The sequence below is a fragment of the Photobacterium sp. GSS17 genome (genome assembly GCF_028621875.1).
GTDB lineage: Bacteria > Pseudomonadota > Gammaproteobacteria > Enterobacterales > Vibrionaceae > Photobacterium > Photobacterium ganghwense.
Genome location: NZ_CP117517.1, coordinates 3,186,554 through 3,207,669, shown reverse-complemented (window position 1 = coordinate 3,207,669; position 21,116 = coordinate 3,186,554). Strand labels below are relative to the sequence as shown.

Genomic DNA, 21,116 nt, shown 5'->3' with positions numbered 1-21,116 from the left:
CTTGGCTCTCCGTTAAGCCCCCAGATTATAAAATAGATAACCTTGATAGGCGACAAAGCATACCAGCAGAATCAATCCTTCCACACGATTGATTCGACGGCGTTTTCCAAGAGCCATCACAACCAGTAATACAGAAATACCCAGCATGACGTAATAGTCACGCCCCATCGCCAGCGGGCTGAGCTGCGACGGGTTCAGCAGGCCCGGCAGACCCATGACCGCCAGGATGTTAAACACGTTGGAGCCAATGATGTTACCGACCGCCATGTCATCTTCGCCTTTAAACAGGCTGGCAATAGAGGCGGCTAGCTCCGGCAGGCTGGTACCCACGGCAATGATCGTCAGGCCGATCACCAGATCGCTCATGCCGAAGTGCTTGGCAATGATGACGGCGGAATCAACCAGCATACTGGCGGCGTAAGGCAGCAGCAGCAGACCGACTACGGTCCAGATCCCGGCTGCCATGTTACTGACACCCTGCGGGATTTCGGATTCTTGCTCATCAACCAGTGGATCGCCCGTTTCTTTGGCGCTGCGGCTGATTTTTAGCATCGCCAGCAGGAAAATCACGAACAGCGCGATCAGCAGTACACCTTCCATGAAGCCCAGGTGGCTGTCCCACAACAGCAGGCCCGCTACTAGTGTGACACCCATCATCAGCGGCAGTTCACGACGAATGATCGCAGAACTGATCGACAGCGGCTTGATGAGGGCGGTCAGACCCAGAATCAGAGCGATGTTGGCAATGTTGGAACCCAGTACGTTACCGACTGCGGTATCGGTTTTGCCTTCCAGTGCCGCAGTTGCTGAAACCATCATTTCTGGGGCGGATGAACCCATGGCCAGGATTGTCATACCAATGACCAAAGGGGTAACCCCCAGATTTTTTGCAAGCGCCGCAGCGCCAAAAACAAGTCGATCTGCACTCCATACCAGTAACGCCAGACCAATACAGAGCAACACGATGGCTTCGAGCATTGTTATCCCTTTTATCTTCAGATAGTGGATTTAACCGCCGTACCATGTCGGGCTGGCAACGACGGAAGTGTAATAGTGTGAATTGTTTAAAGGGCTAATTTTGACGGTTCAGGCTGTAAAAAGAAAGCAAAAGGCGAGATAAATTAGTCTGACTTGGCGGAATTGGACGGGGACTATCCGTACGTGACAAAAGCTGACAAATTCGACACAAAATAGGGCGGAAAATAGACGGTTTTCCGTTATTATTGCGTCCTAAAGGAGCGAGAAATAACAGACTTCTAACAGTTATTTCCTTGAGTTGGTTGCATAATCTTCCTATCATCAAGGCAACATTCAGGTAATATCTTAAATATTTCATTCTATACAAATACATCGGTTTGCGGCGAATAGGGCGGCAGACCAGTATGGCTTTTGCGCCAAATTAGGGTAGCTATGAAGCAAACTGAATCGCTGGTATCAATCCGGCATATGACTTTTTCCCGCGGCGAGCGAAAGATTTTTGACGATGTCTCGCTGGATGTACCCAAGGGAAAAATAACGGCGATCATGGGGCCGTCGGGGATCGGTAAAACCACCCTGTTGCGCCTGATTGGCGGCCAAATTCTGCCAGATAGCGGGGATATCTGGTTTGAAGGCTGGAATATCCCGACGCTGGGTCGTCAGGAACTGTACCAGGCACGAAACAAGATGAGCATGCTGTTTCAGTCCGGTGCGCTGTTCACGGATATGACGGTGTTTGATAATGTGGCGTTCCCGCTGCGTGAACACACGGATTTGCCGGATGACCTGCTGCGTACGCTGGTGCTGCTGAAACTCGAGGCCGTGGGCCTGCGAGGCGCGGCACAGCTGATGCCAGCAGAGCTGTCTGGCGGGATGGCACGGCGTGCCGCACTGGCAAGAGCGATCGCGCTGGATCCCGACCTGATCATGTATGATGAGCCTTTTGTCGGCCAGGACCCTATCAACATGGGGGTGCTGGTGAAGCTGATTCGGGATCTGAATCAGGCGCTGGATATCACCTCGGTGATTGTGACTCACGATGTCCATGAAGTGATGGGGATCGCTGACCATGTTTACCTGCTGTCGGGCGGTAAGATTATTGGTCAGGGCTCGCCTTCCGAACTGCAGCACAATGCTGATCCTAGGATTCGCCAGTTTCTGGACGGCAAGGCGGATGGTCCGGTGCCGTTTAAGTTCCCTGCGGGTGCAATAGAAGATGAATTGTTTGATGTTAATAGTAAGGGGCGCTAACACATGATTGCGGATTTTGTCGCGCGTCAGGGGCGTCTCGCACTGGATAAATGCCAGACCCTGGGACGAGCCTCGCTCATTTTGTACGGGGCGCTGGTCAGCCAGCCGCAGCCGGGGAAAATGTTCCCGCTGCTGCTGCGCCAACTGTACTCCGTCGGGGTGCTGTCGGTCGCGATTATTCTGGTTTCCGGCCTGTTTATCGGGATGGTACTGAGCCTGCAGGGCTACATTGTCCTGGTGGATTTCGGGGCAGAGACCAATCTGGGGCAAATGGTGGCACTGTCGCTGTTGCGGGAACTCGGGCCGGTAGTGACAGCCTTGCTGTTCGCGGGCCGGGCGGGATCGGCGCTGACGGCGGAAATTGGCCTGATGAAAGCCACCGAGCAGTTGTCCAGCATGGAAATGATGGCCGTTGACCCGCTGCGCCGGGTGATTGCGCCGCGCTTCTGGGCTGGGGTGATCTCAATGCCGCTGCTGGCGATGCTGTTCTGTGCCGTGGGCATCTGGGGCGGCCAGCTGGTAGGGGTCGACTGGAAAGGGATCGACCACGGCAGCTTCTGGTCGGTCATGCAATCGTCAGTGGATTTGGGCTACGACATTGGTAACAGCCTGATCAAATCACTGGTGTTCGCGATCACAGTGACCTGGATAGCGGTATTTAACGGGTACGATGCCGTACCTACTTCGGCGGGAATCAGCCGGGCCACGACCCGCACTGTGGTGAATTCATCACTGGCGGTACTTGGATTGGATTTTGTATTGACGGCTCTGATGTTCGGTAGCTAGGGCGAAACGGGAAATTTCTGATGCAGCAAACAAGAAAACTAGAATTATGGGTAGGTAGCTTTGTCCTGGCGGGCATTGCTGCCATCCTGGTGCTGATTTTTAAAGTCGCGGATGTGCAGAACATCGGCGGCAATGAGACTTACACCCTGAAGGCGAATTTTGACAATATCGGCGGGCTGAAAGTCCGCTCACCGATCAAAGTGGGCGGTGTGACCGTAGGTAAGATTACCAGCATCACGCTGGATACCGAGAGTTACCTGCCGGTAGTGACAATGGCGATTGAGAAAAAATACGGCTACTTTCCGGAGACCAGTTCGGCGTCAATTCTGACATCCGGTTTGCTGGGTGAGCAATATCTGGGGATTTCTCCTGGGTTTGTGGATGACGACGTTGCCATGCTGCAGGACGGTGATCTGATTGAAGACACCAAGTCTGCACTGGTACTGGAAGATATGATCGGCCAGGTGCTGTACAGCATCGGCGGTGACAGTAAATAAGAGGACAGGCTAATGAAATGGTTGAAATACGCATTCTTTTTGCTGGTGAGCTTGCCAATGGTCAGCCAGGCAGCCGTGGATCTGAAAGATCCGTACCGCATGATTGATCAGGTCTCACAGAAGACATTTAGCCGACTGAAGTCGGAGCAAAACCAAATTCAGCGCAACCCGGAGTTGCTGCGCCGAGTGGTGCGCGAGGAATTACTGCCATACGTGAATACCCGTTATGCAGCATACAAAGTGCTAGGTCCGCACCTGAAACAAACGTCACCGTCACAGCGTGACAGCTTTGTGTCTGCGTTCTCTGACTACCTGGTTGCGTCTTACGCGCAAGTACTGACTCAGTACACTAATCAGGATATTCAGGTTGAATCGGCCAAGTCAGTACCGGCTAACCGTAATATCGTATCGGTTCGCGTCGATATTCTGGACACCAAACGTCCACCAATCCGCCTGGATTTTAAACTGCGTAAAAACAATAAAACCGGTGAGTGGCAGGGCTATGACATGGTGGCCGAAGGGGTCAGCATGATCTCAACCAAGCAGAGCGAGTGGAGCGGACAGCTGCGCAGCGAAGGGGTAGAGGCCGTCACTAAATCACTGCGTGACCTGGCTGCCAAGCCAATTCGCCGCGAGGCCGAAAAACAATGAGTAAGCCCAAGATTGAGTGGCGAGTTCAGGAAAATGGGTATTACTGCTTGTCAGGGGCGTTGGAACGTGACACAGTTCCCGCCTTTTGGCAGCGAAGACAAGAGTGGATGCCGCGTGATGGCTCGGTCACTATCGATCTGAAAGCGGTCAGCCGGGTGGACTCCGCAGGCATGGTTATGCTGTTGCATGTCAATCAAGTGCTCAGCCAGAAAGGGACTGAGCTAAAACTATTAAATGTGCCGGAACAGCTGATGACGCTGTTGCGCCTGAGCCACGTTGAATCAATGTTCGCTGCTTGCTTGGCGTGAGTAGTAAAGAGGATAGCTTGTGGAAATCTCTGAAATCAAAAACATCCTGGAAAATGCCGTAGAGCTGGATGAAGTCATCGTGAAAGGCGATGGCAGCCACTATGAAGTGATTGCAGTTGGCGCCCTGTTCGAAGGCATGAGCCGAGTGAAAAAACAGCAGACTATTTATGGTCCGCTGATGGGACATATCGCGACCAATGCAATTCACGCCCTGAGTATTAAAACGTACACACCGGAAGAGTGGGCGCGAGACAAAAAGTTAATGTCGCTGTCCTAAGAGGTAAATGATGCAGAAGTTTCGAATCCAGGGCGGTGGCCCACTGAGCGGCGAAGTCTCCATTTCTGGTGCTAAGAATGCAGCATTGCCTATTTTGTTCGCCTCCCTGCTGGCCGAAGAGCCGGTAGAAGTGGCGAATGTGCCAAAACTGCGTGATATTGATACCACCATGGAGCTGCTGAGCCGACTGGGTGCGAAAGTCACCCGTAATGGTTCTGTCCATGTTGATGCCGGCCCGGTAAACGAATTTTGCGCGCCTTATGATCTGGTGAAAACCATGCGCGCGTCTATCTGGGCATTGGGCCCGCTGGTCGCTCGCTTTGGTCAGGGACAGGTTTCCTTGCCGGGCGGTTGTGCCATTGGTGCCCGTCCTGTGGATTTGCATATCCACGGTCTGGAGCAGCTGGGTGCAACCATCGCGCTGGAAGAAGGGTACGTGAAGGCGTCGGTTGACGGTCGCCTGAAAGGTGCTCACATTGTCATGGATAAAGTCAGTGTTGGCGCGACCGTGACTATCATGTCTGCGGCGACGCTGGCTGAAGGGACGACCGTGATTGAAAACGCAGCCCGTGAGCCAGAAATTGTCGATACGGCGATGTTCCTGAATACACTGGGTGCGAAAATCACTGGTGCTGGCTCTGACACCATCACCATCGAAGGTGTGGAACGTCTGGGCGGGGGCTATCACAAAGTTGTGGCTGACCGTATTGAAACCGGGACATTCCTGGTAGCAGCAGCGGTTTCCGGCGGCAAAATTGTGTGTCGTAACACTAAGCCTGCGTTGCTGGAAGCGGCACTGGCGAAGCTGGAAGAGGCGGGAGCCGCCATTGAAACCGGTGACGACTGGATCAGCCTGGATATGACCGACCGTGAGCTGAAAGCCGTGAATATCCGTACTGCGCCGCACCCGGGTTTCCCGACAGATATGCAGGCTCAGTTCTCATTGTTGAATCTGGTTGCCAAAGGTACCGGGATCATCACCGAGACCATTTTCGAAAACCGTTTCATGCACATCCCGGAACTGATTCGTATGGGAGCAAAAGCGGAAATCGAAGGTAACACCGTGATTTGCGGCGATACCAAAGGTCTGAGCGGCGCTCAAGTGATGGCGACTGACCTGCGCGCATCAGCCAGTCTGGTGATTGCCGGCAGCATCGCGAAAGGTGAGACGATTGTGGATCGTATCTACCATATCGACCGCGGCTACGAGCATATCGAAGATAAGTTCCGCGCGCTGGGTATGAATATCGAGCGCTTCAGCGAGTAATCTCTCTGAAAGTGACCCAACAAAAAGCGAGAGCCAAGGCTCTCGCTTTTTTTATGGGGAATGCTTTGAGTGGCGACCAGATCAGTAATCCTGCGGGTCATCCCCAATCAGCACACTGAGCTTGGTTGGTTGACCATTTCGCAGCACGGTCATTTCCACCCGGGTTCCTGGGCGTAACTCGGTCACAATATCCAGCACATTACGGCGGTCAGTCACCGGCTTGCCGTCTATCTCCACCAAAATATCTTGCACCTGGAAGCCGGCTTTGGCTGCCGGGCCATTCGGGTCCATGCCCATTACAATGATGCCGCTAATCTGGTCTGCATCGTACAGGCGAGCCATCACCGGGTTGATATCTCTGGCTTCTAGACCGATATAACCGCGAATTACCCGGCCATCCGCAATCAGCTTGTTCATGATCTTATGGGTCAGCTCATACGGAATCGCGAAAGAGATCCCATAGGTTTCGATATCGGTCGCTTGTTGGAAAGAGGCGGTATTAATACCAACCAGCTCGCCGCGCGTATTGACCAGCGCGCCGCCGGAGTTCCCCTCGTTGATGGCGGCATCCGTTTGCAGGAAGTCCTGCCGACCATAGAAGCTCATGCCGGAACGCCCGGTGGCAGAAATGATGCCGTAGGTGGTGGTCTGGCCGAGGTTGTAAGGGTTACCGATAGCCAGAACCACATCCCCTACCGCGGGTTGGTAATCGGTGCTGAGCGGAATGACCGGTAGATTCTCGGCCTGAATTTTCAGTACCGCCAGATCTGTGCGCTTGTCTTTACCAATGAGCTGGGCAGTCAGAATGCGTCCGTCCTGAAGGGCTACAATTACCTGATCGGCTTCCGCGACGACATGATAGTTCGTCACGATATAGCCTTTATCGCTCATGATGACGCCGGAACCCAGTCCCTGCGTGCTGAGCTGAAGGCGATCGTTGGCGTTATACCGGCGGTTGTAAATATTGACGACAGCAGGAGATGCTCGCCGGACAGCGTAGTTGAAGGATACCTGAGTTTGATCATGCTGTGCCGGAACCAGAACCTGAGGGGTTTCTAGCATCTGGGTTCGAAGATCAGGAAAAACGGCCAGCAGAGCTGCGGCCGTGACCACACCAAGCAGAATGGATCGGCTAAAAAAAGCCAGCATGTATGCTCCCCTGAACACGAAACGGCAAACTTAGCCGATGAGAGTATCACTACCTCAGTGAGATACCAAATTTCGATGTTATTTTGTTGAATATAGCGGTAATTGCCGTAGGCGCAAAGCAGCCGGACACTGCCGGCTGCTTGGGATGTTGCGAGGGGAGGGAATCAGCGGATGATCAGATACAGGATGTTGTCACCGCGTTTGACTTCAAGCGCCATGACACCAGCGCTGCGGTCAAGCGCTTTACGCAGTTCACCCAGGTTACGGATGGCCTGACGATTCACGCCCAGGATAATATCCCCTTCCTTCAGACCGTAACGTGCCGCCAGCGAATTGGCCTGCAGGCTGGTAACTTTCACGCCTTTCACACCATCGTCGGCGGTGGTGTTGGCAAATTCAGCCCCGGCAAGATTCTGGTGCAGGTTGTCCGCCTTCACTTTATTCAGTGACGCTTCCTGAAGGGTCACGTTGACGCTTTGTTCTTTACCGTCGCGCACGATACCCAGGCTCACTTCTTTACCTGCGCCTAAGGTTGCAATTTTTGCTCTCAGCTCGGCAAAGCTGCGGATCTTCTTACCGTTGACCGTAGTGATGATATCCCCGGCTTTGAGTCCGGCTTTGGCCGCCGCAGAATCCGGCATTACCTGATTCACGAAGGCGCCGTAATTTGTGTCATAGCCGAACGCTTCGGCCAGCTCAGCGGTCAGTTCGCCCCCCTGAACTCCCAGAACACCACGTTTGACTTCGCCGTATTCAAGAATTTGCTGGGTCAGGTTCTTGACCATGTTGACCGGAATGGCAAAGCCAATCCCGACGTTGCCGCCGTTAGGGCCTAGAATGGCGGTGTTGATACCTACCAGTTCGCCGTTCAGGTTGACCAGTGCGCCACCGGAGTTACCGCTGTTAATGGCGGCATCGGTCTGAATGAAGTTTTCGAAGTTTTCGATATTCAGACCACTGCGGCCCAACGCTGAAATAATACCGGAGGTGACCGTCTGGCCGAGGCCGAATGGGTTACCGATCGCAACGGCAAAGTCACCGACCCGCAGTTTGTCGGAATCCGCCAGTTTGATTTCAGTCAGGTCGTCGGTTTTCTTGAGTTTCAACAGGGCAATGTCAGACATTTCGTCACTGCCAATCAGTTCGGCAGCCACTTCGCGGCCATCATGCAGCTGCACCATGATTTTATCGGCACCGCCGATCACATGGTGGTTCGTAACCACATAGCCTTTATCCGCATTAATAATGACCCCGGAGCCCAGGCCGCGGAACGGACGCTCACGAATTTGCTCTTCCGGAAAGTCCGGGCCAAAGAAGAAGCGGAATGTTTCCGGAAGGCGTTGCTTCGAAACCTGCTTGCCTTCGACAGCAATACTGACAACGGCAGGGGTCACTTGCTCAAGCATCGGGGCGAGGCTTGGCAATTGTTGGCTATTCACCGATTGAGGAAGGGCGGCAGACGCAGTTACAGGAGAAAGAACAGAACTGATGCCTAGTGCCAGAGCACTTAATACAAGCAAAGGTTTTTTCATTATCACTAAACTCCGATTTTCAAGTCCAATGGCAGGCATGGGCCTATTGTGTTGATATGCCTGCTTTATCTCAGACTTGAAAATCAGTGTTTAGTTCCTGAGAAAATGATTAGCCGGCTTTGGGCGCCTCAACCACTGGCTCAGGGATGTCTTTCAATAGGCCACTCGCACCGTTGGCGTAATCGCGAGGCTGATCTTGCGGAGCCTCCACGTTTTTTACGGCTTCCAGCGTGCTGATGCGGCGGGCAAACGGATTATCCTGCTCCGGCAAGTTCGGCATTAGCTCTGTCGAGGTTTTCGCCATATGCTCGTACAGCTTGCTGTAGTCTTTCGCCAGGTTATCCAGCAACTCAGAGCTTTGGGCGAAGTGATCAACCAGCTCCTGACGAAACTGCTCGAGTTCGTATTTTGATTTGTCGAGCTCTTTTTTCAGCTCCTTCTGATTTTTAAGACTCTTGGTGCCCAGGCGAGCCGCAAAAGCCCCGACTGCCGCACCGGCGATAAAGATAAGAAGCGCGTAAATCCAAGCCATGAAGTACTCCTTTTGACTTAAGTAGCAGGGCCGCGACGGGTCTGGCAGGTTACATTGTTCCTGCAGTCTTGGAACATCGTGACACCGTTTATAACTGGCCGTTGTATAACAAAAAGATTAATTGGCGCTGAATCGTGACCAAGTTAATCAGATTCGTATAGATACTATACATGGTCACGCGCTGGCATGGTACTATCTCGGTCACTGAAGGGAGATGATTAGGTCTAGTTAGAAGGATGACGCCGCTACAAAAATACCAGGAAGATCTTAAACGGGACGACTTTATGGCTGACCCGGCTCAGGCAATGGCCGTTCGTCACCTTGATGATCTTTATCACCGGCTGCTTAAGCCGAAACCGGTCGCAGAACGAACCATGATGGATCGGGTGCTGCGCCGCTCACCGCCGCCTCCGCCGCCTGAAAAAGGGCTTTATTTCTGGGGTGGGGTTGGTCGTGGTAAAACCTATCTGGTGGACACGTTTTATGACTGTCTGCCGACCCAGCGCAAGATGCGGGTTCACTTCCATCGCTTTATGCAGCGGGTTCATGATGAATTGAGAACCCTGGAGCAGCAGGCCGACCCGCTGCAGGTTGTGGCCGATCGGTTCAAGCAAGAAGCTGACCTGATTTGCTTTGACGAATTCTTCGTCTCAGATATTACCGATGCCATGTTGCTTGGCACCCTGTTTGAAGCCCTGTTTAAACGCGGTATTACGCTGGTGGCCACCTCTAACATTCCACCTGATGAGCTGTACCGAAATGGCTTGCAGCGCGCGCGCTTCCTGCCGGCCATTGCCCTGATCAAAGCGAACTGCGAGGTGGTGAATGTCGATTCCGGGGTGGATTATCGGTTACGTACCCTGGAGCAGGCCGAAATCTACCATGCTCCGCTTGATGCGGCGGCCGAGCAGAATATGCTGCGGTATTTCGAACAGCTGAGTGTGGCACCACGTTTCAGTGGCAAGAACATTGAAATTAATCATCGGACGTTGCCGACGTTGCATGAGGCGGAAGGGGTCGTGCATTTTAATTTTGCCACTCTGTGTCAGACCGCGCGCAGCCAGGCCGATTACATGGAGTTGGCCCGGCTTTACCATACGGTTTTACTGTCTGAGGTAAAACAAATGGGTGAGGCAGAAAGTGATGCCGCACGGCGCTTTATCGCCCTGGTCGACGAGTTCTATGAACGTAACGTCAAATTGATCATTTCTGCCGAAGTAAACTGGGAAAACCTGTATCAGGGACAACGCCTTGCATTTGAGTATAAACGCTGTTGCTCACGGCTTGTCGAGATGCAAAGTCACGACTATCTGGCTCGTCCTCACCTTGCCTGATGTGGGGCTTTTCCTGCCGTAAAACAGGGGAAATCCCGAAGTAAAATGGTGAATTTGAGGCAAAAATGCTCAGAGAGAAAAAATCGCAATTTTTTTTCAAAAAAAGGTGATTTTTTCTCCACCCTTCCCTATAATCTTGCGACCCACCGTACCTGTAACGGCAAAAGCCGGGAGTGCCAACCACTCGAAGGGGTGATGACTGGGCTCTGTACAGAGATGGAGCAATATGCTCCAGTGAAGTGAAACTATTTAATTTTGGGTAAGAATTAGCATGAAAACTTTCGTTGCTAAACCAGAAACTGTAAAACGTGACTGGTATGTTGTAGACGCTGAAGGTAAAACACTAGGCCGTCTTGCAACTGAAATCGCATCTCGTCTACGTGGCAAGCACAAGCCTGAGTACACTCCACACGTTGACACTGGTGACTACATCGTAGTTATCAATGCTGAGAAAGTTGCGGTAACTGGTGCTAAGCGCACTGACAAGATGTACCACCACCACACTGGCTACATCGGTGGTCTGAAGTCAATCAGCTTCGACAAGCTGATCGCTAAGAAACCAGAAATGGTTATCGAAATTGCTGTTAAAGGCATGCTTCCTAAGGGTCCTCTAGGCCGTGCAATGTACCGTAAGCTGAAAGTTTACGCTGGTGCTGAGCACAACCACGCTGCACAGCAGCCTAAAGTTCTAGACATCTAATTGGGGAAGATGACAATGGCAGAGAATCAATACTACGGCACTGGCCGTCGCAAAAGCTCAGCTGCTCGCGTTTTCATTAAGCCGGGTACTGGTAACATCGTAATCAACAAGCGTAGCATCGAAGAATACTTCGGTCGCGAAACTGCTCGCATGGTTGTTCGTCAGCCACTTGAGCTTGTTGAAATGACAGAGAAACTTGACCTGTACATCACTGTTAAAGGTGGTGGTATCACTGGTCAATCAGGTGCGATCCGTCACGGTATCACTCGCGCTCTGATGGAATACGATGAGACTCTACGTCCTGCTCTACGTGCAGCTGGTTACGTTACTCGTGACGCACGTCGCGTTGAACGTAAGAAAGTTGGTCTGCGTAAAGCACGTCGCCGTCCACAGTTCTCTAAGCGTTAATTTCAACGCTCCAGATTTTATCTGGTTTCTGTGGTCAAAAAGCTCAGCCTTCGGGTTGGGCTTTTTTTATATCTCAAAGCTTTCCCGCCTCCGCTATCACTCTTATCAGTAATAACCAGATATTTGTTTTAGGAATGTGTTAGCTTGGTCACACCTAAGCAACAAACTTATCTGAATCAGATAATTATCAACCTAGTTTTTTGTTTGGTTGAAACCCGGAAATTTCCCATATAACAGCAATTTGCATGATGGCAAGTAACAAAAAGAACATACCTCTCACATTTGTTGCGAAAAGGTAGCTTTATCTTGTCATAAAGTAGGGTTTTCTTTATCATTTGGCGTGATAAGCAACAGCTTTAAAATGAATTAATTCTGCCGCTTGGGCAGGAGTAACTGTTGTTTCTTTCCGTTGAAAGTTAGCCGTAAGCTCCAGGGACGCAAAAGGACATAATAATAATCCAGAGCGGGAGCACATGGGAGAATGTTGGATGAGCAATGCGCCAGTAAGTAACGGCCGACGCCGCTTCCTGACTGCGACGACTTCGGTTGTTGGAGGCTTAGGTGCAGTCGCTGTAGCCGTGCCTTTTATCAAATCATGGAACCCGAGCGCGAAAGCAAAAGCCGCCGGTGCGCCAGTTGAAGTTGATATCAGCAAGTTGGAAGTAGGCCAGATGGTTCGCGTCGAGTGGCGTGGTAAACCTGTCTGGGTTGTCCGCCGTAGCGATGCGATTTTGAAAGAATTGGGTGGCCATGACGGCCAGCTGCGTGACCCTTCATCAGAAGAGCCACAGCAGCCGATGTATGCCCAGAATGAATATCGTTCTGTTAAGCCTGAAATTTTTATAGCCGTAGGTATCTGTACCCACCTTGGCTGTTCCCCTACCTATCTGCCAGACAGCTTCAGTGAGCAGGTCAGTGGTGTGTCGGCAGGTTTCTTCTGCCCGTGTCACGGCTCGAAGTTTGACATGGCGGGTCGTGTCTTTGCTGGGGTTCCGGCACCACTAAACCTGGTTGTGCCGCCTCACACGTTCCTGGACGACAACACCATTCTGGTTGGTGAAGATGGGGAGACTGCCTAATGGAAGCCTTACTCGGTTGGATTGAAAAACGTCTGCCTGCGATGAATGCTTATCGCAAGCATATGTCTGAATACCCGATGCCGAAGAACTTTAACTTCTGGTATATCTTCGGTTCGTTGGCAATGCTGGTACTGGTTAACCAGCTACTGACGGGTATCTGGCTAACCATGAACTACGTACCTTCTGGTGATGGTGCGTTTGCGTCTGTTGAATACATCATGCGTGATGTGGAATATGGCTGGTTGCTGCGTTATATGCACTCAACCGGTGCTTCAGCATTCTTCATCGTGGTGTACCTGCACATGTTCCGTGGGCTGATCTACGGTTCTTACCAGAAACCACGTGAGCTGCTGTGGTTGTTCGGTATGCTGATCTTCTTGGTACTGATGGCTGAAGCCTTCATGGGCTACCTGCTGCCATGGGGTCAGATGTCATACTGGGGTGCTCAGGTAATCATCTCGCTGTTTGGTGCTATTCCTGTTATTGGTGATGACCTGACATTGTGGATCCGTGGTGACTACGTTATCTCGGGCGCTACACTGAACCGCTTCTTTGCCCTGCACGTGATCGCTCTGCCGATTGTTCTGCTGCTTCTGATTGTGCTGCACATTCTGGCTCTGCACGAAGTTGGTTCGAACAACCCGGACGGTATCGAGACCAAACTGCCGAAAGGCAGCAAAGGCGAAGATTACAAAACGCAGTTCAAGTTCCACGAGTACTACACCAAGAAATACGACATCATCGACTCTATCCCGTTCCACCCTTATGGTACGGTGAAAGATCTGGTTGGTGTGGCGGTGTTTGCATTCCTGTTCAGCTACGTGATCTTCTTCAACCCGGAAATGGGCGGCTACTTCCTTGAGCCACCTAACTTTGAAGCGGCGAACCCGCTGAAGACTCCTGAGCACATTGCTCCGGTTTGGTACTTCACACCGTTCTACGCCATCCTGCGTGCGGTTCCGGATAAGCTGCTGGGTGTTATCGCAATGGGTGCGTCGATTGTTGCGCTGTTCCTGTTGCCATGGCTGGATCGTTGTAAAGTTCGTTCGTACCGTTACCGTAGCAAGCTGCACTTGGGGAACATTGTTCAGTTCACCATCTGTTTCATTGCTCTGGGAATTCTGGGTGCTCTGCCTGCCACGCCGGTGTATACACTGATGGCACAGATCTTCAGCTTCGGCTACTTCATGTTCTTCGTCCTGCTGTTCTTCTACAGCAAGAACGAAGCAACTAAGCCATTACCAGAGAGGGTAACATTCAAATGAAAAAGTTGATTGTCATGTTATTTGCCCTGCTGCCATCTCTGGCTATGGCAGCGGGTCCTGCAGTACCACTGGATGCAGCCAATAACGATCTGAGCGATAAAGCATCGCTGCAGAACGGGGCTCGTACGTTCATGAACTATTGTTTTGGCTGTCACGCCACGCAGTACCAGCGTTATGAGCGTGTCGCGACCGATCTGGGTATTCCGGCAGAGTTGATGAAAGAGAACCTGATCTTCGATCCTAATGCGAAGATTGGTGATCTGATGACCAACGCGATTCCAACGGAATATGCGGCGGCATCATTCGGTGCGCCGGCACCAGACCTGACAATGGTTGCCCGTGTCCGTGGCGCTGATTGGATCTACACCTACCTGCGTTCATTCTACGCGGACCCAAGCCGTCCGTTTGGCGTGAACAACGTTGTCTTCCCAAGTGTTGGTATGCCGCACGTTCTTGAAGAGCTGCAGGGTGTGCCAAGCAAGGTTTACGAGACGCGTCTGGTTGACGGTAAAGAAGTTCAGGAATTCGTTGGTATTGAGGCTGATGGCAGCGGTGAACTGAATAAAGAAGAGTATGATGCAGTGGTTCGCGATCTGGTGAACTTCCTGGCGTACTCTGCTGAACCGATGAAACTGGAACGTCAGCGTATGGGTTACTGGGTGATGGGCTTCATCGTCGTATTCTTTGTACTAACCTTACTGTTGAAGAAAGAATATTGGCGTGATGTCCACTGATCGGGTAATCTAGTGGGTTAGAATCTCGCAATGGGGGCAGAGGCCCCCGTTGCTTTTTGTGTATTGCTATAATACTGGAGGGGTTAATGGCTGTTGCTGCCAATAAACGCTCTGTGATGACTCTGTATTCTGATGCTTCTGACATCTACAGCCATCAGGTGCGTATCGTACTCGCGGAAAAAGGTGTGAGTGTTGAAATTGAGCTGGTTGATCCAAACAACCTGCCGGAAGATCTGCTTGACCTGAATCCGTACAACTCCGTGCCGACCCTGGTTGATCGTGAGCTTGCTCTGTATCAGGCAAGTATCATTATGGAGTATCTGGATGAGCGTTTCCCTCATCCGCCGCTGATGCCTGTATATCCGGTTGCCCGTGGTAACAGCCGCTTGATGATGTACCGTATCGAGCGTAACTGGTACAGCCTGGCTGACAAGATTAAGGGCGGCTCTGCCGACGAAGCTGACAAAGCTCGTAAGCAGCTGCGTGAAGAGCTTCTGGCTCTGGCACCAGTGTTTGCTGAATTCCCGTACTTCATGAGCGAAGAGTTCAGCCTGGTCGATTGCTACCTGGCTCCACTATTGTGGCGTCTGCCTGAAATGGGCATCGAACTGGCTGGTGCCGGTGCGAAGGAAGTGAAAGCGTACATGACCCGTGTGTTTGAACGTGATTCATTCCTGGCTTCTCTTACCGAAGTTGAGCGTGAAATGCGCCTGGCTGGTAAATAATGGATATGGATCGCATGACGCCACGCCGTCCGTATATTCTTCGGGCGTTTTACGACTGGTTGGTGGATAACGATTTGACCCCGCATTTGGTGGTTGATGCGACCCAGCCTGGCGTGCAAGTTCCGATGGAATTCGTGAGCGATGGTCAGATCGTGCTGAATATTGCCCCGCGTGCGGTAGGCAATCTGGAACTGGGCAACGAGGCGATCAGCTTCAATGCTCGTTTCAGCGGTCGTCCTCATTCGGTCATTGTTCCACTGTACGCAGCACTGGCAATCTATGCCCGTGAAAATGGTGCAGGGACGATGTTCGAGCCAGAACCGGCTTATATGGCTGACATTGAAGAGCTGGATGACATCGAGCTTGAAGATGATGCGCCGATGGCATTAAGTTCTGTTGAGGTTGATGAAGAGCCTGAGCTGGTGAGTGAGTCAGATTCTAATGATGAGCCGCCTCGACCTCGTGGTCGCCCAAGCCTTCGTGTCGTCAAATAACGCGAAACCAATCCACAAAAAACGCAGCTCAGGCTGCGTTTTTTTATATATGTGTTTTGGGATGGGCGCTGAACCAAACTGCCGGGCAGGGAGAATATCCGCGGTTTATTGCGGCGGGTACTCAAAGACTTTCACGACCTTTTTCACGCCAGATACATTGCGCGCGATTTCGGCGGCCACATTTCCCTGCTCTGGGGTGACATAACCCAGCAGGTACACTTCCTGCCCCGCGGTATACACCTGGATGGTTGCATCGCGAAGTTTCTTGCTGCCAATGAGCTGAGTTTTGACTTTGGTGGTCAGCCAACTGTCTTGGCTGACTTCGCTCAGAGCGGCAGGCGGACGAATTTGCAACTGGTTAAAGACGGTTTTCACCCGTTTGAATTCGCGAACCTTACTTTCCAGTTGCTGGCTGGTGGCCTGATCCGCGGCCTGACCAATCAACAGTACCTTGCCATCTACCGCGATGGCATTGGCTCGTACTTGTTCGCGAAACGGCGGCTTGTTAACCAATCCGCCGATTTCCATCTCAATCTGTTGGTCATACCATTGTTGCGTAGTGGTACGGGTATCTGCCGGGTTGGTCAGGGCGCACGCCTGAAGAGCCAGTGACAAACACGCAATGAACAGGAGGCGACGCTTCATGAATATATCTCCCCTCATTAGGCTTCGTGATGAGGGAACAGGACTTTATCAATCAGATCGCACAGGCAGTGTACGGCCAGCAAGTGGCCTTCCTGGATGCGTGCGGTACGCTGGGAAGGAATGCGGATTTCAACATCCTGCGGGCCAAGTAGGCCGGCCATTTCACCGCCATCCATACCGGTGAGGGCTACAATGGTCATGTCACGGGTCAGGGCCGCTTCCATCGCTTTGATGATGTTTTTGCTGTTACCGCTGGTAGAAATCACCAGCAGGATGTCGCCGCCTTGTCCCAGTGCTCGTACCTGTTTGGAGAAGATTTCATCCTGGTGGTAGTCGTTTGCGACAGCGGTCAGGGTTGTGGTATCTGCGGTCAGGGCAAGGGCTGGCAAACTCGGACGCTCAGTTTCAAAACGGTTGATCAGGCAAGAAGCAAAATGCTGGGCGTTCGCTGCTGACCCGCCGTTGCCACAGCAGAGGATTTTGTTACCGTTAAGCAGGCTCTGGACCATGAGCTGGGCCGCTTGAGACAGCGCGTCGGGCAGAGCCTCGGCGGCGGCAATCTGGGTTTGGATGCTTTCGGTAAAACTTTCTTTGATGCTTTCTAGCATGGATCAACCTTCAACTAGGATGTTGGTAAACCATTCGATTTGCGGTGGGGTTCCTTCCAATGACACCACGTCAAACCGAAACTCAGTATGCTCAATGGCATGGCCCTGTTGTTGGAGCCAGAACAGCGCGGCGCGTTTGATTCGCTGTTGCTTGCGCCAGTTTACCGCTTCTGCGGCCGAACCGTAATGGTTGTGTTGCCGGAATTTGACTTCAATGAAGACCCAGCAGTGACGATCGCGCATGATCAGATCGATTTCACCGCCCCGACACTGGAAATTCCGGGCAACGGCAACGAGGCCATGGCGACGCAGATGCGTCTCAGCCATGACCTCGTAGGTTTTGCCTTGCTGGCGTTTATTGAACAGGTTCAATGCCTTCGCCAGAGAAGACGCCCCAGCTCAGCTCGCGCTGGACGACACACTGATCATTCAGGCTCAGCTGGCCGGTATGACCGGTAATGGAGTAGTGTTCAACTACCCGCATCTGAGGCAGTTCAGTGATCATCTTGTACGCATCCATTCCGAACGCGTGTAGGCGCATATCTGTATTGCTGGCGTTAGGCCACTGTGTTTCAAACTGGCTCATGAACCCCGGGTCCGCATTGACCAGCATCGGGATATCGCTGAACTCGACGCCTTTAATGTCCATGTGGCTGATATTGCGATCCGGGTAGCTGCGTGAGCTGGCGTACAGCTTCGGCGGTGTCACGCCCGGGTCGACGGCCACATCCACAAACGGCTTCAGCAGCTTCAGCTCGTTGACATTGCCGATCACATACACGGCATCGGTATCACGACGGCTGCGGGATTCGCTTTGGGTATCGCTACCCAAGATTTGCTCCATCTGACGGATACGGGCTTTGCTGTCATTCTGACCAAACACTTCCGTCATGACCTGTTGGATGTTTTTGCGCGAGCTAAACTGGCGGGAGGTCGGGGTGTGACCGGTCAACTGTTCCCATTGCTTAACAAAGGCATCACTGACCCGGCGGCCATAGCTGTTCGCGGGTGCCAGGACGATAGGGAACTGGTGGCCATTGGCAAACAGATGCTTGGCTGCTTGTTCTGCTTCCTGCTCCGGTGACAGCGAGAAATAACAGGTGTTGGCTTGGCTTACGCTGCCGGCATCCGGTTCGTTCAGGGCCAGTTGCGGGATCTGATCGCTGTTCATGCGCTGGAATTCCGTGATCTTCTCTTTGCGCAGCGGACCAATCACCAGCTCAACATTGTTTTGCTTCAGCTTCGCCAGAATGGCTGGCATTGGCTCGGCATCGGTATCGTACAGGGTCAGCTCGGTGTTGGCATCGCGGCCGGAATCGTCCAGCATCGCGTTAAGGAAGCCGTCACGCACCGCTTTCCCGGACTGCTCGAAGCGACCACTAAGTGGCAACAACAGTGCCACATTGTTCAGCTGGGTGATCTCCAGTGACATGATGGCCGTCAGATCGGCAGGCAGGTACTGGTTAGCCGGGTGGTACGGATTTTTGGCCAGCCAATCTTCAACCATGGTTTTCAGTTTGGCCGGGCGTTGCCCATACGTGTTTTTCAGTACGGCCAGCTGTACCCAGCCGCGCAGCACCTCTTCGTTGCTGCCCAGAGACAGTGACTGCAGTTGGCTGTTACTGTAATGGCTTAGATCCTGCCACAGGTTCTGCCAGTTCGCTTGTTTTTGCTCGGCGATCAGCAATTGATCCAGAGCCGTGCGCTCACGGGCCGCCAGCAGATACTGGTTGGTTTGCCCAAGCAGTTCGGCGCGCAGCATGTGATAGCGCAGGTACTGGCTGTCAGCCAGCGTCCACCATGGCTGGAAGTTCAGGGTATCCAGCGCTGCCTGAGGCTGGCCTTGCTGGTAGCGCAGTGTCGCGTTGGCTAGCTGCCATTCCGCCATCTGAACCGGATCCAGGTTCATGCGGCTCAGTCGGTTAGACTGCTGCTCGGCCTGTTCCCAGCGACCTTCTTTAATGAATGCTTTTAAGGCAAGGATGTGCCAGTTGATACTGGTGGCACCTTCGGTAGATTCGGCTTTAATCAGATAATTGGCCGCGGTATCGGTAGCAGCGACAGTGATATCCGTGCCCACGACCTGTTGCTGATTAGGCGCACTACAGCCAGCTAGGATGACAGCAAGGGCTACAGGGGCTAACAGTCGTGATACACTTTTACGCTTATGGGTAAAATTGATCATTGAATTCATTCAACTATGACAAATTACTCTCTATATTAATTGCAGATGAGATCTTAAACAAATGAGTGAGACCAATTCATGCACGGTAGATGCCGCAACTTTGTACATCGTACCTACACCCATCGGTAATCTGGCAGATATTACACAGCGTGCATTGGACGTGCTGGCCAAGGTGGACTTGATTGCTGCGGAGGATACTCGCCATACATCACGCCTGCTGACCCATTTTTCGATCTCGACCCGCACCTTCGCGCTTCACGATCACAACGAACAGCAGAAAGCTGACTTCCTAATCGAAAAACTTCAGGCAGGTAACAGCATTGCATTGGTTTCTGATGCCGGTACGCCGCTGATCAGCGATCCAGGATATCATCTTGTCAATCGTTGTCGTCAGGCGGGTGTTAAAGTTGTTCCGCTTCCGGGACCTTGTGCGGTGATTACTGCACTCAGTGCTGCCGGTCTGCCTTCAGACCGATTCAGCTTCGAAGGCTTTTTGCCACCGAAAAGCAAGGGCCGTCGGGATTGTTTTCAGGCGTTGGCTGAGGACGAACGCACTCTAATTTTCTATGAATCACCACACCGTATTATGGAATCGCTGGCTGATATGTTGGCGGTACTGGGGCCGGAGCGGGATGTTGTCCTGGCGCGTGAGCTGACCAAAACCTACGAGACCATCCACGGCGCGCCGCTGGCGGAGCTGATTGAGTGGCTGAAGCTGGATAGTAACCGCATTCGTGGTGAGATGGTGCTGCTGGTGGCCGGTCATCGGGCAGAGAAAAATGCGCTGCCGGCCGAAGCGTTGCGTACTTTGGCGCTGTTGGTCAAGGAACTGCCGCTGAAAAAAGCCTCGGCACTGGCGGCGGAAATCCACGGTGTGAAGAAAAACGCGCTGTATAAGTGGGGGCTGGAAAATCTGGAGTAACCGGTGCGCGTTGCTGGCTTTTTAAGCGTTATCACGTCGGGCAGGATATTTCACTGGTAACCGCGTGCCAACTTCTATACAATCGCTCGCCTGAGTTGGCCAGGTAATCGCTGCTTCGTTGATGTCCTTAGGGAGACTGACGAGGGGGAGGAAAGTCCGGGCTCCATAGGGCAGGGTGCCAGATAACGTCTGGGGGGCGCAAGCCTACGACCAGTGCAGCAGAGAGCAAACCGCCGATGGCCCATTCTTCGGAATGGTGCACAGGTAAGGGTGAAAGGGTGCGGTAAGAGCGCACCGCGCGGCTAGTAATAGTTCGTGGCACGGTAAACTCCACCCGGAGCAAGACCAAATAGGTCCCCAGTGGCGTGGCCCGCGTTGGGGACGGGTAGGTTGCTTGAGCCTGTGAGCGATTGCAGGCCTAGAGGAATGATTACCACCGCGCAAGCGGTACAGAACCCGGCTTATCGGCCAACTCACCTCTTTCCGCATAAAAGGTGATGAGAGACGCCTCCTGGCATGTCCCTCATCACCTTTTGTCGTTTATGCCTCCCCGTTGCCTGTCTGGCAAAGCATTCTGAGGTCATTGAAAATTATCAATTGATTGTCAGAAAACGAGACCTTGGCTTGACATCTTTTTTGCCAAATACGTACACTTTGCGATGGGAATTTGCAGTAAATGCTTTTAAAACAGTGTTTTAATTGCTTAACTGAATGAATTCCTTCACGAATCAAATTTATCCCGCAGACGTCACCAGTCACGCTGACGTACGGGCAGCTTTTTAAGAGCCA

The 21,116-nt window shown here is 52.4% G+C and carries 24 protein-coding genes and 1 other RNA gene; 17 read left to right on the top strand and 8 right to left on the bottom strand.

What is annotated here, in order from left to right; translation table 11 throughout:
* Positions 1 to 12: 12 nt before the first annotated feature.
* Entirely contained in the window at positions 13 to 978 is a 966-nt protein-coding gene (locus PGW97_RS14585; RefSeq protein ID WP_047886986.1) for a calcium/sodium antiporter, read from the bottom strand.
* A 432-nt stretch (positions 979 to 1,410) separates the two neighbouring features.
* Here PGW97_RS14585 and mlaF point away from each other — a divergent pair, with 432 nt between their 5' ends.
* The 7 genes from mlaF to murA are packed head-to-tail and all read left to right on the top strand — an operon-like array spanning position 1,411 to position 6,015.
* Positions 1,411 to 2,229 carry a phospholipid ABC transporter ATP-binding protein MlaF gene (mlaF, locus tag PGW97_RS14580; RefSeq protein ID WP_047886985.1) on the top strand — a complete coding sequence of 273 codons (819 nt, stop codon included), beginning with the start codon at positions 1,411 to 1,413 and terminating at the stop codon, positions 2,227 to 2,229.
* Positions 2,230 to 2,232: 3 nt separating this feature from the next.
* Positions 2,233 to 3,015, top strand: a complete 783-nt coding sequence (mlaE, locus tag PGW97_RS14575) for a lipid asymmetry maintenance ABC transporter permease subunit MlaE (protein ID WP_047886984.1) — start codon at positions 2,233 to 2,235, stop codon at positions 3,013 to 3,015.
* Positions 3,016 to 3,035: 20 nt separating this feature from the next.
* Complete coding sequence (gene mlaD, locus PGW97_RS14570; protein ID WP_047886983.1) at positions 3,036 to 3,512, top strand: outer membrane lipid asymmetry maintenance protein MlaD; 477 nt, start codon at positions 3,036 to 3,038, stop codon at positions 3,510 to 3,512.
* A gap of 12 nt (positions 3,513 to 3,524) precedes the next feature.
* On the top strand, positions 3,525 to 4,163 hold the full coding sequence (gene mlaC / locus PGW97_RS14565) for a phospholipid-binding protein MlaC (RefSeq protein WP_047886982.1): 639 nt from the start codon (positions 3,525 to 3,527) through the stop codon (positions 4,161 to 4,163).
* Positions 4,160 to 4,471: an STAS domain-containing protein gene (locus tag PGW97_RS14560; RefSeq protein WP_047886981.1), complete on the top strand. Its 312-nt coding sequence runs from the start codon at positions 4,160 to 4,162 to the stop codon at positions 4,469 to 4,471. The genes mlaC and PGW97_RS14560 overlap by 4 nt, the downstream gene beginning before the upstream one ends.
* Positions 4,472 to 4,490: 19 nt before the next feature.
* Positions 4,491 to 4,748, top strand: a complete 258-nt coding sequence (gene ibaG, locus PGW97_RS14555; protein ID WP_047886980.1) for a BolA family iron metabolism protein IbaG — start codon at positions 4,491 to 4,493, stop codon at positions 4,746 to 4,748.
* 10 nt (positions 4,749 to 4,758) lie between these two features.
* The gene (murA, locus tag PGW97_RS14550) at positions 4,759 to 6,015 is read left to right on the top strand and encodes a UDP-N-acetylglucosamine 1-carboxyvinyltransferase (protein ID WP_047886979.1); all 1,257 of its coding nucleotides are present in this window, start codon (positions 4,759 to 4,761) and stop codon (positions 6,013 to 6,015) included.
* A gap of 81 nt (positions 6,016 to 6,096) precedes the next feature.
* On the opposite strand, the gene degS is transcribed toward murA, so the two are convergent.
* The 3 genes from degS to zapG form a co-directional block, all read right to left on the bottom strand.
* Complete coding sequence (degS, locus tag PGW97_RS14545; RefSeq protein WP_047886978.1) at positions 6,097 to 7,164, bottom strand: outer membrane-stress sensor serine endopeptidase DegS; 1,068 nt, start codon at positions 7,162 to 7,164, stop codon at positions 6,097 to 6,099.
* 164 nt (positions 7,165 to 7,328) lie between these two features.
* Positions 7,329 to 8,696, bottom strand: a complete 1,368-nt coding sequence (locus PGW97_RS14540; protein ID WP_217391871.1) for a Do family serine endopeptidase — start codon at positions 8,694 to 8,696, stop codon at positions 7,329 to 7,331.
* A gap of 109 nt (positions 8,697 to 8,805) precedes the next feature.
* A complete protein-coding gene (gene zapG, locus PGW97_RS14535; RefSeq protein WP_047886976.1) occupies positions 8,806 to 9,228 on the bottom strand; it encodes a Z-ring associated protein ZapG in 423 nt (140 codons plus the stop codon).
* Between the two features lie 236 nt (positions 9,229 to 9,464).
* Between zapG and zapE the strand changes: the two genes are divergently transcribed.
* The 8 genes from zapE to sspB all read left to right on the top strand — a co-directional run bounded on the left by zapE (position 9,465) and on the right by sspB (position 15,967).
* On the top strand, positions 9,465 to 10,562 hold the full coding sequence (gene zapE, locus PGW97_RS14530; protein WP_273857562.1) for a cell division protein ZapE: 1,098 nt from the start codon (positions 9,465 to 9,467) through the stop codon (positions 10,560 to 10,562).
* Positions 10,563 to 10,833: 271 nt separating this feature from the next.
* Positions 10,834 to 11,262: a 50S ribosomal protein L13 gene (gene rplM / locus PGW97_RS14525; RefSeq protein WP_047886974.1), complete on the top strand. Its 429-nt coding sequence runs from the start codon at positions 10,834 to 10,836 to the stop codon at positions 11,260 to 11,262.
* A 15-nt stretch (positions 11,263 to 11,277) separates the two neighbouring features.
* On the top strand, positions 11,278 to 11,670 hold the full coding sequence (rpsI, locus tag PGW97_RS14520) for a 30S ribosomal protein S9 (protein ID WP_007464367.1): 393 nt from the start codon (positions 11,278 to 11,280) through the stop codon (positions 11,668 to 11,670).
* A gap of 488 nt (positions 11,671 to 12,158) precedes the next feature.
* Positions 12,159 to 12,749, top strand: a complete 591-nt coding sequence (petA, locus tag PGW97_RS14515; protein ID WP_047886973.1) for a ubiquinol-cytochrome c reductase iron-sulfur subunit — start codon at positions 12,159 to 12,161, stop codon at positions 12,747 to 12,749.
* Positions 12,749 to 14,014 carry a cytochrome b gene (locus PGW97_RS14510; RefSeq protein WP_047886972.1) on the top strand — a complete coding sequence of 422 codons (1,266 nt, stop codon included), beginning with the start codon at positions 12,749 to 12,751 and terminating at the stop codon, positions 14,012 to 14,014. The genes petA and PGW97_RS14510 overlap by 1 nt, the downstream gene beginning before the upstream one ends.
* Positions 14,011 to 14,748, top strand: coding sequence for a cytochrome c1 (locus PGW97_RS14505; protein WP_047886971.1), 738 nt, complete (start codon positions 14,011 to 14,013; stop codon positions 14,746 to 14,748). The genes PGW97_RS14510 and PGW97_RS14505 overlap by 4 nt, the downstream gene beginning before the upstream one ends.
* 86 nt (positions 14,749 to 14,834) lie before the next feature.
* Positions 14,835 to 15,473, top strand: a complete 639-nt coding sequence (gene sspA, locus PGW97_RS14500) for a stringent starvation protein SspA (protein ID WP_047886970.1) — start codon at positions 14,835 to 14,837, stop codon at positions 15,471 to 15,473.
* Complete coding sequence (sspB, locus tag PGW97_RS14495) at positions 15,473 to 15,967, top strand: ClpXP protease specificity-enhancing factor (protein ID WP_217391873.1); 495 nt, start codon at positions 15,473 to 15,475, stop codon at positions 15,965 to 15,967. The genes sspA and sspB overlap by 1 nt, the downstream gene beginning before the upstream one ends.
* A gap of 105 nt (positions 15,968 to 16,072) precedes the next feature.
* On the opposite strand, the gene PGW97_RS14490 is transcribed toward sspB, so the two are convergent.
* From PGW97_RS14490 to PGW97_RS14475, 4 genes are read right to left on the bottom strand one after another with little or no spacing between them, the layout of a single operon-like run.
* Positions 16,073 to 16,612 carry a BON domain-containing protein gene (locus PGW97_RS14490; protein WP_047886968.1) on the bottom strand — a complete coding sequence of 180 codons (540 nt, stop codon included), beginning with the start codon at positions 16,610 to 16,612 and terminating at the stop codon, positions 16,073 to 16,075.
* 17 nt (positions 16,613 to 16,629) lie between these two features.
* Positions 16,630 to 17,220 carry a phosphoheptose isomerase gene (locus tag PGW97_RS14485; RefSeq protein WP_047886967.1) on the bottom strand — a complete coding sequence of 197 codons (591 nt, stop codon included), beginning with the start codon at positions 17,218 to 17,220 and terminating at the stop codon, positions 16,630 to 16,632.
* Between the two features lie 3 nt (positions 17,221 to 17,223).
* Entirely contained in the window at positions 17,224 to 17,547 is a 324-nt protein-coding gene (locus PGW97_RS14480; protein ID WP_053061926.1) for a YraN family protein, read from the bottom strand.
* Between the two features lie 28 nt (positions 17,548 to 17,575).
* Complete coding sequence (locus PGW97_RS14475) at positions 17,576 to 19,405, bottom strand: penicillin-binding protein activator (RefSeq protein WP_273857561.1); 1,830 nt, start codon at positions 19,403 to 19,405, stop codon at positions 17,576 to 17,578.
* A gap of 61 nt (positions 19,406 to 19,466) precedes the next feature.
* Between PGW97_RS14475 and rsmI the strand changes: the two genes are divergently transcribed.
* Complete coding sequence (rsmI, locus tag PGW97_RS14470; protein ID WP_047886964.1) at positions 19,467 to 20,327, top strand: 16S rRNA (cytidine(1402)-2'-O)-methyltransferase; 861 nt, start codon at positions 19,467 to 19,469, stop codon at positions 20,325 to 20,327.
* A gap of 91 nt (positions 20,328 to 20,418) precedes the next feature.
* Positions 20,419 to 20,807: RNase P RNA component class A (rnpB, locus tag PGW97_RS14465), an RNA gene on the top strand.
* Positions 20,808 to 21,116 lie beyond the last annotated feature (309 nt).

Bases quoted from the DNA above. Each gene is read 5' to 3' on its own strand.
- PGW97_RS14585 (WP_047886986.1), bottom strand. From the start codon at position 978: ATGCTCGAAGCCATCGTGTTGCTCTGTATTGGTCTGGCGTTACTGGTA.
- mlaF (WP_047886985.1), top strand. From the start codon at position 1,411: ATGAAGCAAACTGAATCGCTGGTATCAATCCGGCATATGACTTTTTCC.
- mlaE (WP_047886984.1), top strand. From the start codon at position 2,233: ATGATTGCGGATTTTGTCGCGCGTCAGGGGCGTCTCGCACTGGATAAA.
- mlaD (WP_047886983.1), top strand. From the start codon at position 3,036: ATGCAGCAAACAAGAAAACTAGAATTATGGGTAGGTAGCTTTGTCCTG.
- mlaC (WP_047886982.1), top strand. From the start codon at position 3,525: ATGAAATGGTTGAAATACGCATTCTTTTTGCTGGTGAGCTTGCCAATG.
- PGW97_RS14560 (WP_047886981.1), top strand. From the start codon at position 4,160: ATGAGTAAGCCCAAGATTGAGTGGCGAGTTCAGGAAAATGGGTATTAC.
- murA (WP_047886979.1), top strand. From the start codon at position 4,759: ATGCAGAAGTTTCGAATCCAGGGCGGTGGCCCACTGAGCGGCGAAGTC.
- degS (WP_047886978.1), bottom strand. From the start codon at position 7,164: ATGCTGGCTTTTTTTAGCCGATCCATTCTGCTTGGTGTGGTCACGGCC.
- PGW97_RS14540 (WP_217391871.1), bottom strand. From the start codon at position 8,696: ATGAAAAAACCTTTGCTTGTATTAAGTGCTCTGGCACTAGGCATCAGT.
- zapG (WP_047886976.1), bottom strand. From the start codon at position 9,228: ATGGCTTGGATTTACGCGCTTCTTATCTTTATCGCCGGTGCGGCAGTC.
- zapE (WP_273857562.1), top strand. From the start codon at position 9,465: ATGACGCCGCTACAAAAATACCAGGAAGATCTTAAACGGGACGACTTT.
- rplM (WP_047886974.1), top strand. From the start codon at position 10,834: ATGAAAACTTTCGTTGCTAAACCAGAAACTGTAAAACGTGACTGGTAT.
- rpsI (WP_007464367.1), top strand. From the start codon at position 11,278: ATGGCAGAGAATCAATACTACGGCACTGGCCGTCGCAAAAGCTCAGCT.
- petA (WP_047886973.1), top strand. From the start codon at position 12,159: ATGAGCAATGCGCCAGTAAGTAACGGCCGACGCCGCTTCCTGACTGCG.
- PGW97_RS14510 (WP_047886972.1), top strand. From the start codon at position 12,749: ATGGAAGCCTTACTCGGTTGGATTGAAAAACGTCTGCCTGCGATGAAT.
- PGW97_RS14505 (WP_047886971.1), top strand. From the start codon at position 14,011: ATGAAAAAGTTGATTGTCATGTTATTTGCCCTGCTGCCATCTCTGGCT.
- sspA (WP_047886970.1), top strand. From the start codon at position 14,835: ATGGCTGTTGCTGCCAATAAACGCTCTGTGATGACTCTGTATTCTGAT.
- sspB (WP_217391873.1), top strand. From the start codon at position 15,473: ATGGATATGGATCGCATGACGCCACGCCGTCCGTATATTCTTCGGGCG.
- PGW97_RS14490 (WP_047886968.1), bottom strand. From the start codon at position 16,612: ATGAAGCGTCGCCTCCTGTTCATTGCGTGTTTGTCACTGGCTCTTCAG.
- PGW97_RS14485 (WP_047886967.1), bottom strand. From the start codon at position 17,220: ATGCTAGAAAGCATCAAAGAAAGTTTTACCGAAAGCATCCAAACCCAG.
- PGW97_RS14480 (WP_053061926.1), bottom strand. From the start codon at position 17,547: ATGGCTGAGACGCATCTGCGTCGCCATGGCCTCGTTGCCGTTGCCCGG.
- PGW97_RS14475 (WP_273857561.1), bottom strand. From the start codon at position 19,405: ATGATCAATTTTACCCATAAGCGTAAAAGTGTATCACGACTGTTAGCC.
- rsmI (WP_047886964.1), top strand. From the start codon at position 19,467: ATGAGTGAGACCAATTCATGCACGGTAGATGCCGCAACTTTGTACATC.